The following is a 13,462-nucleotide window of genomic DNA, read 5'->3' on the forward strand; positions in this document are numbered from 1 at the left end:
TAAAGTCTGAACTTCAAGGCTTACCAATCTAAACGGAAACCCAATTGCGCACGCCATTGCGAACTATTTGTAGGTCTGATTGAATAAGGTGTTCTCCAATCAATCACATAAGTACCGTCATCCATGATGCTGTCTAAGCCATAAGGAGACTCACCTTTGTAATAACCTGTATAGATTTGACCCCAATCACTGTTGATCATGTTACCCAAGTTCTTCACATTGAAGAACAACGAAGCACGAACAGGACCCCAAGCAGGCAACTCTTGAGACACGTTCAAATCAATGGTGTTGATTCTTTTTGTCTTGAAGCCATTTTTAGGTGCAATTTGACCACGGTACTGATCCAAGCCAGTTGCCGCCAAATGCGCTTCAAATGCAGCGATTTCAGCATCAACAGCATTTTGGTCAACGTTATTGCCAAGAGCACTACTCATAATGTATTCATCAGGCATTGGAACGTATACCAAATCATTGGTGTTGCGACCATCACCGTTTACGTCATTTGAATAACGGTAAGTGAACGGTTCGCCATCTTGAGAAATCCATACCAAACCAATGTTGGTGATGGTGTCACCGAAGAACATGTTTTGGTAATTTGCTGAAAATGTAAATGCATTTTCAATTTCATAAGCAGAAGTACCAATCAAAGGCTGATTTGGGTTAATCGCTGGGTTATAACCCCAGTTGGAACCCGCTGTACTTGAAGAACCATTTGATACCGCATCAGCATCAGTAAATGTATAAGATGCTTTGGCATGCCAATGCTCAGATTGTGGCAACTCTAAGCTGAACGTCGCACGCTTAGTGACACTGCCACTGGCATTCGTCAAGTAATGTACGTCATTAAAATCACTGTTTGAATTAGCACGACGACCAGATAACTCATATGGATCAGCGTAGTAAGACAAGCGACCATCAGGTAAAGTACCTGTAGGATCACCCAAGTTCAGGTGTTGGTAATGAATTTCATTTCTTGATTTGATGTATTCCAATTCAGTCGATGCAATCAAACCCCACCATGGCAATTCAACATCTAACGCCAAGTTAGATTTGATGACTGTTGGCATTTCAAAATCAGGATCTAACACATCAACATTTTGACGTGAATAGCCAGCAAAAGTAGGTTGGTTATCAGGATCGATTGTGAAGATTACACCGTTTCCGTCACCTGCTTCACTGCCGTAGTTAACTGTGTCACCACCTGTGTTGGTGTATGAGTTAGACAACCACACATTTGGCATGCCACCAGAGAACAAACCAACACCACCACGCAATTGCATGTAACGTTCGTCAGACAAGTCATAGTTAAAACCAAACCTTGGTTGGATAACACCGGTGTCAACAACACCGTTGTTGGCAAAACCATAGGCATCAAAAAAGTCTTGATTGAAACGAGGTTTTTTACCTACGCTTGGCAGGTCATAACGCAAACCATACTGAACAGTCAAACGTTCATTTACCATCCAGTTATCCTGGATAAAGAATGCCGTATTTGTCCAAGACCAGTCAGCAGCAGGGAAAGGATTCGAAGGATCCACACCTAAATTCACCTGATAATCATCATGAATACCATTGGCAAAATCATCGATGCTAGCAAATTGATAAGTGCCTAATGCATGTCGGATATAGATGTTGTGAATGTCTTGTTTCTTGTAGTCCACACCAAAAGTCAATGTGTGATCGCCCATGAAGTATTCACCAGCCGCATAAAAGTTGTCAGTATTAACATTCAACTCATTGGCGTGTCTGCTTTGCTCTGTACCCATGTAAACCGTACCAGAATCAACTTCCACAGAAACCTCAGGCATACGAACACTTACACCTGGATCTTTATTGAATTCAGAGTTAGAAACACGAATTTCAGTCGAGAAGTTTGAAGTCCAATCAGAGTACAAGTTTAAGTTGTATGATTTATTTTCAAACAACACATTATACCAATGTGAATTGAAAGAAATTTCACTGCCACCAAAATCAGCAAAACGAGGATCAATGTCTTCATTTTGTTGGTATTTGAATGAGGCACGGTGGTAATCATTGATGTTCCAGTCTAATTTCAATACAACAGACTCTTCTTGAATGATACTTTTGCCTGGTGCAGTCAATGTACCTGGGTTAAATCCCCAAACACTGTTGGCCACATCAGCAACAGCTTGTGCTTCAGCAACATCTACATTAGATGTGTTAGCATCACGCGTTCTTTCTTCTTTTTCATAGGCTAAGAAAAAGAACAATTTATCCTTAACGATTGGACCACCTGCTGAAATTGAATAAACTTCATTGGTGTATGGGCTTGAATCGTCTTTTTGCAAATCTTCATCTGCGTAAAAAGTTGAAAAACGACCACTGAATTCATTGGTACCTGATTTAGTTACCGCATTGATGTTGGCACCTGTGAAGTTACCCAAGGTCACATCGTAAGGAGACAACTGAACATTCAATTGTTCAATAGTATCCAAAGAAAAAGGTTGAGAAATACCTGGTGAACCACCCGCTTCCAAACCAAAAGGGTCACCAATTCCAACACCATCAATAGAAATGTTATTGTAACGGTTGTTAACACCTGAAACTGAAATACCGCTACCGAAATCTCTGATGTTAATTCTTGAGTCCAATCTGACAAAAGACTGAATGTCACGATCAACTGTTGGCAAATTAGTCAACTGTTCTTCTGAATAGCTTGAACCTGAACCCATGTTGTCAGGATTGAATGTTGCAGATTGTGCAGCCACACCAACCGCTTTCACTGTGTCTAATGCAATCGCATCTTCAACCAATACAGCATTGATGGCACGATCTTCGCCCAATTTAACGTAAACGTCGTCTTCTTCAGCTTCAGAGTAACCTTCATAGTTTACTTCGATGCTGTAAGGACCACCCACACGCAAACCACGTGCTGAGTAACGACCCGCTTCATTAGTGGTCAATACTTTTCTTTGGCCTGTTGGCTCGTGAACAACCACAACCGTAGCACCTGACAATACATTACCTTTTGAATCAACGATGGTTCCGTTGATTGAAGAGGCAGTTTCTTGTGCTAAAGCTGTACCCAGTGGTAACGCAGTTGCCAAAGCAATCGCAGCTACCAGTTTCGCTTTTCTCATATATTTCATTACAAAAACCTTCATTAAAAATTTGTTGAAATTGCGATTAATGCAATTTCTTAACAGCTTATAACGTGAACCCGAAAAATCGGTTTCATTGAATCAATCAATGAAACAAACGTTTGATTATTTTGGTGCTCGCTTTAAACTCTGGTCAGAAAAAATTCCGATTGGCATTTTCTCATATCGAATCGCATGGTAAAAGTTTTTTGTGAAGATTGCGTTAAAAAAAGGCCAATTTTGTTATAGGCCGTATGAATTAAAGTTCAGATGTGACACATTTCGGTTAAAATCTGAACTTCTTTTGACATTCTGATAAGAAAAATTAATGCGAACACTCATCCTATTCATTCTACTGTCTGCCCCTCACGTCGATGCAAATACCATCAAATCCGGTCCCATGCTCGGTCACACCACATTAAGGGCTGCCAATATTTGGGTCCAAGCTAAAGACAAGGGAGAAGTTAAACTGCATTACTGGGAAAAAAACCAACCCAAAAATATCACAAAACTTTCTGCCCTGCTCAACAGCGAACTGGGAAACATTCATACGTTTAAACTCAGTAACTTATACCCTGCCACTGAATACCAGTACCAAGTTTTTTTCGGTAAGAAGCCTAAAAAAGCCAAAACATTTTCTTTCACCACACAGAAACTGTGGCAATGGCGAGAAGATCCACCCGAGTTTTCAGTATTAACTGGTTCATGTAATTTTGAGAATGAAGCTGACTTTGATCGCGCAGGAAAACCCTACGGTGATGGCTGGGAAATTTTTTACCGCATGGCAGAAGAAGATGCTGACATGATGCTCTGGCTTGGCGACAACTGGTATTACAGAGAAGTTGATTATACAGCTGAACAAAGCCTGCTCCATCGCGTCATGCGAGACCGTTCATGGCCTCATCTTCAGCCCTTGATGCACAGCATGCCTAACTACGCCATTTGGGATGACCATGATTATGGTCCTGATAATGCTGCAAGTGACTTTATCTTCAAAGAAAAGTCGCTGGAATTGTTCAAAAACTATTGGGCCAATCCAAGTTATGGGATGCCTGAAGCCGAAGGCATATTCAGCAAGGTTCAATTCAATGACGTAGACTTTTTCCTGATGGATGGCCGCTACCATCGCTCGCATGAAAAATTTCCAGACGGTCCCGAAAAAATCATGTATGGCAAAGCACAGCTGACATGGCTGAAAAATCAATTGATCGCATCAAAAGCTCCCTTTAAATTCATTGTCGGTGGTAACCAAATGCTCAATGACCATCACCCTTGGGAAGGTTGGGACAAATACCGTCACGAACGCGATGCTTTTTTACAATGGCTTGACGACAACAAAATTCCCGGCATCATTTTCCTCAGCGGCGACAAACACCACAGTGAATTACTCAAGGTTTACAGAGGGGGCAATTACCCACTACATGAGCTGACCTGCTCACCATTCACTGCTGGCACGCATGAACATGCACTCGAAAACGACCTTAAAAACCCCAGTTTGGTTAAAGGCACACTCGTAGGCACTAAAAACTATTGTAAACTGGACTTCAAAGGCCCACGCAAAGACCGACGCCTCGAAATACAAGTAATCGGTCCCGAAGGGCAAGTGCATTGGACCAAAACCATCAACAGCAGCCTGTTAACATCAAAAGAATAAATGCTTAATGACCAAGACAAAATAAAGTTCCACAAACTGGAACGAAGAAACCTGCAAATTTTAAATTTGTTTCGTTTGTTTGTGGCTTTGTATTTCTTTGCTCTGGCACATAACAGCAGCTTCAATGCTTTCCATGAAATCACCACATTCCATCACAATGTCAACTTAACCGTTGCCTTTTATATTGTTTGTGCGTTAATGGTTGCTGTCATCAGCTACGTGTCAAGCCAAGTAGATGCCACAAGAATCAGTAAATTTACATTATTCGTGGATTTATTTGTGATGATTTATATGGCCTATGCTACCAATGGAATCAGCCAAGGCCTTGCCATATTGCCTGTACTGGTCATTGGATCATCTTCGATACTTTACCGGCGTGCTGCTAACATTCTATTGGCGCCGACCTTAGCGTCCATATTGTTATTGACCATGCCCAGTATGGTCAGTTTCGCCAGCTTAGATGACATTACACAGTCCAGTAAGTTACTTCATATTCTAGCCTATTTCGTTATTGCGTTATTGGGCATCAGACAGTCCATGTCGTACACGAGTACTCTGAGCATGTACCGCGCGCAAAGTAAAACCATTTCTGGACTGGAAAATTTAAATCAAATCATCATAGAAAAACTCAGCCAAGGTGTAGTGATTTATCAAAATGACCATGTCATTGTCCACGCCAATCAGACCGCCAAAGAATTGCTCAACATAGATGATGACATTTTTTTGCCACAAGATGTCATTGAGGTGATTGAGAATAATGCCGATGGGCAAGTTTATCAAAACGCCGATAACAACAACCTGTATTTGCGGCCTGCTTTAATTGATGAAGAGCAAAACATCCATTTGCTTTTTATTGAAGACTCAAGCTTTTTGAAAAAAGCAGCCCAACAATTGAACCTCGCTTCATTGGGCAAAATGTCCAGTTCAATCGCGCATGAAATCAGAAACCCTTTGGCTGCCATCAACACCGCTTCAGAACTGTTAATTGAATCTCCTGACTTAAAAGAACAAGACAAAGAAATCAGTCAAATCATTGTCAACAATGTGTTGCGAGCGAACAGCATCATTGAAGACATTTTACAAATGTCTCGTCGCTCAACTGCCGACCCAAAAGATTTATTAATCAAAGCGCTGTTAGAAGAAATCAAATCTGACATGGTGATGCAAAAACAAGCCACCATCACACAAATAGAAATTGAGATGGATGACACCGACAAAACCATCAGTTTTGACTCCAAGCACATCAAGCAAATTTTGTGGAACTTAACCACCAACGCCTTAAAACATGGTGAAGATGGCATACTTAAGATAAAAGTCAAAGACCAGCACATAGACTTCATGAACAAAGGAAAGGCCTTTGACGAAGAAAAAATCAACAACCTGTTCGAACCCTTCTTTACCACCCACAGTCGCGGCACCGGCCTGGGATTACACATCTGTAGGGAACTGTGCCACGACAACCACGCCAAACTCAACTACTTATACGATGAACCCTACCACATGTTTAGATTGACATTTAACCTGTCAAAATAAACATCATATGTAAATAACCACAAAAAAGGCCGGAAATACCGACCTTTGAAATGGTTTGAATTAAACTGCTTTTAAATCGCTTTTAACCCTTGGATCAATTTCCCTATGGCATCTTGTGCATCGCCATAAAGCATTTTGTTATTCTCAGCGAAGAACAAAGCATTCTGAATGCCTGCGAAGCCCGTACCTTTACCTCGCTTGATAACAATAGAGTTCTTGGCTTCATCAACATTCAAAATAGGCATACCATAAATCGGGCTTTCTGGGTCGGTTTTGGCCACCGGATTAACCACGTCATTGGCACCTATCACCAAAGCCACATCAGTCTGACCAAACTGGCCATTGATGTCTTCCATGTCTTCAATTAAATCATAGGGCACACCCGCTTCAGCCAATAACACGTTCATGTGACCCGGCATGCGACCGGCGACAGGATGAATGGCGAATTTCACATCAACACCACGCTCCATCAACATTTCTGTCATTTCCCACAATTTATGTTGTGCTTGTGCTACTGCCATGCCGTAACCTGGGATAATCACTACGCGGTCAGCAAAAGCCATTTGAATCGCCGCATCTTGTGCTTGAATTTCCTTCATCTCACCTTCGATGGCAGCGCCTCCTGAACCACCCATCGAACCAAACAGCACCGAACCCAAAGAACGGTTCATCGCTTTGGCCATCAGCTGTGTCAGCATGGTACCCGCGGCACCTACCAACATACCGGCAATGATCATGGCTTCGTTTTGCAGCACATAACCTTCGAAAGAAACCGCCAAACCAGTGAAAGCATTGTAAAGAGAAATCACCACTGGCATGTCCGCGCCACCAATCGGCAAGGTCATCAACACACCAAGCAACAAAGACAGGCCAAAGAACCACCAAATGTATTGCGTACTCAATTCCTGAGTCAAATAGGCACCAATCGCCAATGTAGCCAAAGCCACCAATCCATTAAACACATGTTGGCCTTTAAAGGTATAGCTCTTGTCTATCCAGCCTTGTAATTTACCGAAAGCAATCAAGGAACCACTCAATGATATCCCACCGATAAACACACCAATCGCAGCAAAAGTCATGCTGACACCGGTTAAACAATCATGGGCAGAAACAGCAATACCGGCCTCACAAGCCGACATGTGATCGACACCATTGAACAAAGCCATGGCACCAATAAAGGCCGCTGAACCACCACCCATACCATTATACAAAGCCACCATTTGCGGCATATCGGTCATCGCGACCTTTTTACCACTGACCCAAGCCAAAACAGTTGAAGACACCAAGGCAGCAATAATCAACGGCATGTTGTGCATGTCAGGTGCAAAAAAAGTGGCAACCGTGGCAATCAACATACCCACACCAGCCCATACAATACCGCCTCTTGCGGTACCCGGCGCACTCATGCGACGCAGACCAGTAATAAACAATATCGCCGCCAAAAAATAAGACAACTTGACCACTGTTGGCAAATACTCTTGAATCAATTCCATCATGAACCACCTCCATTTTCTTTACCTTCTGGTTTTTTAACCCTGGGCTTAAACATTTCTAACATCCGTTCAGTCACCACATAACCGCCAGCGGCATTACCCGCACCGAGGAACACCGCAATAAAACCAAACACTTTTTCCAGCGTGTTGTCTGCATGGCCCAAAGCAATCATGGCGCCAACCAGCACAATACCATGAATAAAATTTGAGCCTGACATCAAAGGCGTGTGTAAAACCACGGGTACTTTTGAAATGATTTCAAAACCTAAAATGGCCGCCATGGTTAAAATATATAATGCAATAAAACCATCAATCATGATGCCTCTCCTGTTGATTGTTCAAGGGATTCTTTAACAGCGGGATGAACCACTGCTTTGTCGCGTGTCACCGCACATCCAGCCAAAATATCATCTTCCCAATTCAAAACAAATTCGCCTTCTTGATTCATCAATGACAATAAATTCCACACATTGCGTGAATACATTTCACTGGCATGCAAAGGCACCGTGGCAGATAAGTTTTCAGGACCGATGACTTTCACACCACCGACCATTTTGGTTTGACCTGCTTCAGTTGGCTCACAGTTGCCACCGCCTTCAGCTCCCAAATCAACAATCACGCTACCCGCTTTCATTTCACCTACCATATCAGCGGTGATGATGCGTGGCGCAGGACGACCTGGAACGGCCGCTGTGGTGATCAGCACATCGACTGACGATAAATGCTTTTTCAAATTATCTTGTTGTAACTGTTTTTCTTCATCAGTCAGTGCGCGTGCATATCCTCCTTCACCCACGGCCTCAACGCCCAAGTTCAGAAACTTCGCGCCCAAAGACTTGATCTGTTCTACCGTTTCTGGTCTGACATCATAGCCTGTCACATTCGCACCCAGGCGCTTGGCCGTGGCCATCGCCTGTAATCCTGCGACACCCGCACCAATAATCAAAACCGAAGCCGGCCTGATGGTCCCTGCAGCCGTGGTCAACATCGGAAAGAACCGCGGTGCTTCTGTCGCTGCCAATAACACCGCTTTGTATCCAGCCACAGATGCTTGTGACGACAACACATCCATCGCTTGAGCACGTGTGGTTCTAGGAATTAATTCCATCGAAAAAACCGTTAAACCCTGTTTCGCCGCTTGAACAAAACGCTGTTGGTCTGCATAAGGTGAAACCATGCCTATAACGACTGCATCGTCGCGCATTTCAGCCAAGTCAGCTTCGTCCAATGCATGGACACCCACAACCACATCAGCACCATTCAGCACATCACTGCGTCGCTTGGCCATTTGTGTCATTTCAGGATAGGCATCATTAGGAAAACCCGCTGCCTCGCCAGCATCAGGTTCCATCAAAACTTGCCAACCCAAATCAATAATTTTTTGTGCCGTCTCCGGCACCAAGGCGACCCGCGACTCGCCTGCTTTTTGCTCTTTTACAAAGCCTATTGTTTTCGTCATATGGTAATGTCCCCATTGAGTTTTGTTATGTACCTTTTAAGTATATCAAAAATCGTGAATTTCGTTTTGTCGTTTTTTAGATCGATTTATTCGTAAATTATTATGCATAAGCTAATCAACAAAAAATCATGTCTGTGATGCTGTGATAGAATTCTATTTTTTAATTTTTTACAAAACCATGAACTCATCTGTCATCGACTTTATGCACAATCGCCGCTCTGTATTGGTCAAGAACATGTCAGAACCCGGCCCAAATGCCGATGAACTGAACACCATTTTAACCATAGCGAGTCGCGTGCCTGACCACCGCAAACTGGAACCTTGGCGATTTTTGGTGATTCAAGGTGATGCAAGACAACGTTTGAGTGAAGAATTGGCTGAAGTCAAGTCGCAACAAATGGACTTGGAACCTGAACAGTTGGCAGCAGAAAAAACATGCTTTGCGCGTGCGCCGTTGGTGATTGCCGTAATTGCCGCACCTATCGAGCACAAAACACCAAAAAATGAACAAATCCTATCAGCAGGTGCAGTGTGCCAACACATCAATATTGCTGCTGGTGCCATGGGCTATGCCAGCCAATGGGTTACTGGTTGGTCTTGTGAAAACCCCGACGCACAAAAGGTCTTGGGGCTGGCTGGCCATGAGTTCATAGCCGGTTACTTATACATCGGCAGTTGTGATGAACAGCCTACAGAAAGAAAACGCCCCGATTTATCTGAAAAAGTGGTTTGGCTTAACGATTAATAACCACTGACTGCCAGCACTTTTGATACCAAGAAGGTGTTCTTTTGGGCATCCCTTTGGCAATCCACTGGGCGATATAATCCGCCACATTGGGATAGGTAATTTGTGTTGACTGACTTTCATTAAAAAACCGAGCAACAACTTCTGCATTTAATTCTTGCATGGCTTGACCATAAGTTAAACTGATCAAAGCCAATGCATTAGACTGTTGTTCAGATTGTCCTTTGAGCGGCCTCACCAATAGTTTTTTGCCTAAAGACAAGGCTTCAGAACTGAGTTCAAAACCCGCATTGGCAATCACATATTCGCATAACTTAAGGTCAGCTTGAAAACCGTTTCGAGACAAAGTCTTGAAAGTAATATGAGGGTGTTGGCTTGTTTTACCACTTGCTGTGTAGACAATGAATTGATGTGCTTCAAATGGGGACAACAGTTCTTCGACTTGCTGCTGACACTCTAAAGGCAGGTACACCAGCACGCTGTCTTTCTTCAATTGAGTCGATCCATTGTGCACTTCAACAATCGGAGGCAAAATGGCGCTGTCATAGTGGTGCCAATGTAACGCCAAGGCATCATCCACAGGTGCAAAATGCTGATAAATTTGACGCGTGACCAAAGAGGGCCTTTCCTGAGGAACAGGGTAATCAAAAACATACTGATGACCAATTCCCAAACAAGGAGTTTTGGATTTCAAACAGGCCCAAGCAGTTACTGGTTCAAAATCAGTCAACACCAAATCATATTGATTGGCCCTAAGTGACCTGACATCTTTTCTGAATTGCAGCACATTATTACCGACCAGTGTTTTACCATGGCATACTCGGCCATTCTCTGTATGAAAGGTCAAACCTCGACGGTATGAACGATTGGCAAAACATTCCATATCAAAATAATCACCTTCTGGCCTGCCTGTAAATACATAGTCAACTTCAATACCTGCGGCTGACAGCGCTTTAGACATCACCCGTGCCCTGGTAATGTGACCATTACCTGTGCCTTGAACTCCGTACAAAACCCTCATCAAATAACCAGTTGTGCCAATCCAACACCCAAAACCGCACCCACAAGAACATCCGTAGGATAATGTACACCCAAAATGATGCGTGAGAGTCCAATCAAACTGGCAAAGAGCAACAAGGGCCAAAGCAACAGTGGAAAATAACTGGCAGTCACAGCCACAAAGACAAAAGCACCTGAGGTGTGACCTGATGGAAAACTGAATTGGTCAGAGGGTTTGACTTGATTTTGAATTTCTAAAACTTTAAAAGGACGATCTCGTCGCAAGCTGTTTTTTAAAACATAGTAAACAGGCCGTTCAATGACAAACGCCCAAAACAAAGTCATAAAATAGCCATATTCCCAACCCTGTGTCAAAAGTGACAGCAGTCCTGCCAATACATACAGCCAACCATCACCCAATCTAGATAAGACTATGGCCACAGGTAATACGCGTTGATAATAACGGGCACCAAAAAGTTTGGTAACCAATGAACTTTCATAAAACTGAATCAATGCCAATGGTTTCATTGTTGACCTCCTACAATTGGTCAACACCGTACCAAACCATTATGACACCAGAATCAAATCTTCATGAATGCTTTATGACAAAAAATCAACCAAGCTTGGCCACAACAACAAGATTCCCATCATCAATATTTGCAGCAGAATGAAAGGCATCACACCTTTGTACAATGTACGGGTTTCAATGTCTGCCACACCACGCAGGTAAAATAAAGCAAAGCCAAAGGGTGGCGTTAAAAACGAAGTTTGTAAGTTAATGGCGATCAACACACCCAACCACACGGGGTCAAAACCCATAGCCAACAAAATAGGCCCAACAATAGGAATCACGACAAAAGTGATTTCAATGAAGTCCAAGATAAAGCCCAACAAGAACAGCACCAACATCACAACAAACAAAGCAGCGTATTTTCCGCCGGGTAAATGATTCAACAAATCATGTACCGCTTCATCACCTTTGAAGCCTTTGAAAACCAAAGAAAATAAAGCGGCTCCAATCAAAATCATGAACACCATGGACGTGACTTTGACCGTTTCTTTCAAAGCAGAACGCAACATCTCCAGCGTCAATGCCTTGTGCCATGCGGCCAAGACCAAAGCCCCCACTGAGCCCACTGAAGCGGCTTCTGTGGGTGTTGCCATACCAGAAATGATGGAACCCAACACCGCCAAAATTAACAACAATGGTGGCAACAGTGCCTTAAGCAAATCCCCCAAGCTAACTTGTTCACTAGACTCAATCGCTGGCATCGCCTCTGGCCTGCGAAAACGCACCCAGAGAAGGTACAAGGCATACAACACAACCAACATCAAACCCGGCACCAAGGCACCCATGAATAAGTCTTGTACCGACACTGTTTTGGGGTTGAAGATATTTTGATCTAACTGTGCTTGTTGGTAGGCATTGGATAACACATCACCGAGTAAAACCAAGACAATCGAAGGTGGAATGATTTGACCCAATGTACCCGAGGCGCAAATGGTTCCGGCAGACAAGGCTTCGTCATAACCATTTTTCTTCATCACCGGCATGGCCAACAAACCCAGGGTGACAACTGTCGCACCGACGATACCCGTACTAGCCGCCAATAACATACCGACTATCAACAAAGCAAAAGCCAAACCACCGCGCCTACCACCCATCAAAGCGGCCATATTTTGCAACAAAGAATCAGCCAGTTTGGCGCGTTCCAATACCACGCCCATAAAAACAAAGACCGGCACGGCCATCAAAGTGACGTTATTCAATATGCCATTCAAACGATTCGGCATGGCCGCCAAAAAATCGATATCAAACCAACCAGTCAAATAACCAATCCCTGCAAACCACAAAGACACACCACCCAAGGTGAAAGCCACAGGAAAACCCGCCATCAAAACAAGCGTCACAGCGAAAAACAACATCAAAGCCCACCAAGCTTCCATCAGCTGGCTCCGCTGTTGTTTTTAATTGCTTTCAAACTTTTGAATACATCGACCACAAAAGCACCAATTAGGGTCAATGGCATGGCCAATAGCAAAGTCTTGAACAACCAGACCAAGGGCAAACCGCCAGTTTCACCTGACTGTTCCATGCGCGCCCAAGCATCGGTGACATAAGGCAGGCTGGCCAAAAAGATAAACACCATCATTGGCAAAGCCAAAAACAACAAGCCAATGACATTGACCCAGCGTTTTTTATTGTCTGAAAAACCTTGGTAAAAGACATCCACACGTACGTGCTTGTCATGGCGCCAAGCATAAACCATGCCCAACATCAAAGCCGCAGCGTGACAATACAAAGCCAGTTCTTGAACGGGAATCCAGACCACATCAAAAACATTACGACTGACCACAGTAACAATACTGAACAACACCATCAGCAAGGTCAACCAACCCAACATGGCGCCATATTTTTCAAGCCAAATTCTCTTTTCCCTTGCCATCAATCGCACACATTCAAAAAGGAAAAGATTG

Annotated in this window: 11 protein-coding genes; 3 read left to right on the forward strand and 8 right to left on the reverse strand. The window is 43.5% G+C overall.

The genetic code is table 11. The annotated features are described in order from the left end of the window. Positions 1-20 precede the first annotated feature (20 nt). A complete protein-coding gene (locus tag FET73_RS03920; RefSeq protein WP_179952094.1) occupies positions 21-3,110 on the reverse strand; it encodes a TonB-dependent receptor in 3,090 nt (1,029 codons plus the stop codon). Positions 3,111-3,429: 319 nt separating this feature from the next. Between FET73_RS03920 and FET73_RS03925 the strand changes: the two genes are divergently transcribed. Continuing rightward, positions 3,430-4,755: an alkaline phosphatase D family protein gene (locus FET73_RS03925; protein WP_154222597.1), complete on the forward strand. Its 1,326-nt coding sequence runs from the start codon at positions 3,430-3,432 to the stop codon at positions 4,753-4,755. Beyond that, on the forward strand, positions 4,756-6,288 hold the full coding sequence (locus FET73_RS03930) for a sensor histidine kinase (RefSeq protein ID WP_154222598.1): 1,533 nt from the start codon (positions 4,756-4,758) through the stop codon (positions 6,286-6,288). It abuts the gene before it with no gap. 71 nt (positions 6,289-6,359) lie between these two features. On the opposite strand, the gene FET73_RS03935 is transcribed toward FET73_RS03930, so the two are convergent. From FET73_RS03935 to FET73_RS03945, 3 genes are read right to left on the reverse strand one after another with little or no spacing between them, the layout of a single operon-like run. Continuing rightward, complete coding sequence (locus tag FET73_RS03935) at positions 6,360-7,784, reverse strand: NAD(P)(+) transhydrogenase (Re/Si-specific) subunit beta (protein WP_179952095.1); 1,425 nt, start codon at positions 7,782-7,784, stop codon at positions 6,360-6,362. Further along, the gene (locus tag FET73_RS03940) at positions 7,781-8,098 is read right to left on the reverse strand and encodes an NAD(P) transhydrogenase subunit alpha part 2 (RefSeq protein WP_154222599.1); all 318 of its coding nucleotides are present in this window, start codon (positions 8,096-8,098) and stop codon (positions 7,781-7,783) included. Before FET73_RS03940 ends, FET73_RS03935 begins: the two co-directional genes overlap by 4 nt. Then, positions 8,095-9,240, reverse strand: coding sequence for an NAD(P) transhydrogenase subunit alpha (locus FET73_RS03945; RefSeq protein WP_154222600.1), 1,146 nt, complete (start codon positions 9,238-9,240; stop codon positions 8,095-8,097). Before FET73_RS03945 ends, FET73_RS03940 begins: the two co-directional genes overlap by 4 nt. A 178-nt stretch (positions 9,241-9,418) precedes the next feature. Between FET73_RS03945 and FET73_RS03950 the strand changes: the two genes are divergently transcribed. Next, on the forward strand, positions 9,419-9,985 hold the full coding sequence (locus FET73_RS03950; RefSeq protein ID WP_154222601.1) for a nitroreductase family protein: 567 nt from the start codon (positions 9,419-9,421) through the stop codon (positions 9,983-9,985). Here FET73_RS03950 and FET73_RS03955 read toward each other — a convergent pair. The 4 genes from FET73_RS03955 to FET73_RS03970 form a co-directional block, all read right to left on the reverse strand. Continuing rightward, on the reverse strand, positions 9,975-11,006 hold the full coding sequence (locus FET73_RS03955; RefSeq protein ID WP_154222602.1) for an MJ1255/VC2487 family glycosyltransferase: 1,032 nt from the start codon (positions 11,004-11,006) through the stop codon (positions 9,975-9,977). The genes FET73_RS03950 and FET73_RS03955 overlap by 11 nt on opposite strands. Then, positions 11,006-11,512 carry a phosphatase PAP2 family protein gene (locus tag FET73_RS03960; RefSeq protein WP_154222603.1) on the reverse strand — a complete coding sequence of 169 codons (507 nt, stop codon included), beginning with the start codon at positions 11,510-11,512 and terminating at the stop codon, positions 11,006-11,008. The genes FET73_RS03955 and FET73_RS03960 overlap by 1 nt, the downstream gene beginning before the upstream one ends. A 72-nt stretch (positions 11,513-11,584) precedes the next feature. After that, a complete protein-coding gene (locus FET73_RS03965; RefSeq protein ID WP_154222604.1) occupies positions 11,585-12,931 on the reverse strand; it encodes a TRAP transporter large permease in 1,347 nt (448 codons plus the stop codon). Further along, positions 12,931-13,431: a TRAP transporter small permease subunit gene (locus FET73_RS03970; protein ID WP_154222605.1), complete on the reverse strand. Its 501-nt coding sequence runs from the start codon at positions 13,429-13,431 to the stop codon at positions 12,931-12,933. The genes FET73_RS03965 and FET73_RS03970 overlap by 1 nt, the downstream gene beginning before the upstream one ends. Between the last annotated feature and the right edge of the window lie 31 nt (positions 13,432-13,462).

The organism is Marinicella rhabdoformis, from assembly GCF_009671245.1.
GTDB lineage: Bacteria > Pseudomonadota > Gammaproteobacteria > Xanthomonadales > Marinicellaceae > Marinicella > Marinicella rhabdoformis.

Excerpts from the sequence above, each read along its gene's own strand:
- FET73_RS03945 (WP_154222600.1), bottom strand. The coding sequence starts at position 9,240 with ATGACGAAAACAATAGGCTTTGTAAAAGAGCAAAAAGCAGGCGAGTCG.
- FET73_RS03955 (WP_154222602.1), bottom strand. The coding sequence starts at position 11,006 with ATGAGGGTTTTGTACGGAGTTCAAGGCACAGGTAATGGTCACATTACC.
- FET73_RS03965 (WP_154222604.1), bottom strand. The coding sequence starts at position 12,931 with ATGGAAGCTTGGTGGGCTTTGATGTTGTTTTTCGCTGTGACGCTTGTT.
- FET73_RS03940 (WP_154222599.1), bottom strand. The coding sequence starts at position 8,098 with ATGATTGATGGTTTTATTGCATTATATATTTTAACCATGGCGGCCATT.
- FET73_RS03930 (WP_154222598.1), top strand. The coding sequence starts at position 4,756 with ATGCTTAATGACCAAGACAAAATAAAGTTCCACAAACTGGAACGAAGA.
- FET73_RS03970 (WP_154222605.1), bottom strand. The coding sequence starts at position 13,431 with ATGGCAAGGGAAAAGAGAATTTGGCTTGAAAAATATGGCGCCATGTTG.
- FET73_RS03960 (WP_154222603.1), bottom strand. The coding sequence starts at position 11,512 with ATGAAACCATTGGCATTGATTCAGTTTTATGAAAGTTCATTGGTTACC.
- FET73_RS03950 (WP_154222601.1), top strand. The coding sequence starts at position 9,419 with ATGAACTCATCTGTCATCGACTTTATGCACAATCGCCGCTCTGTATTG.
- FET73_RS03925 (WP_154222597.1), top strand. The coding sequence starts at position 3,430 with ATGCGAACACTCATCCTATTCATTCTACTGTCTGCCCCTCACGTCGAT.
- FET73_RS03920 (WP_179952094.1), bottom strand. The coding sequence starts at position 3,110 with ATGAAATATATGAGAAAAGCGAAACTGGTAGCTGCGATTGCTTTGGCA.
- FET73_RS03935 (WP_179952095.1), bottom strand. The coding sequence starts at position 7,784 with ATGATGGAATTGATTCAAGAGTATTTGCCAACAGTGGTCAAGTTGTCT.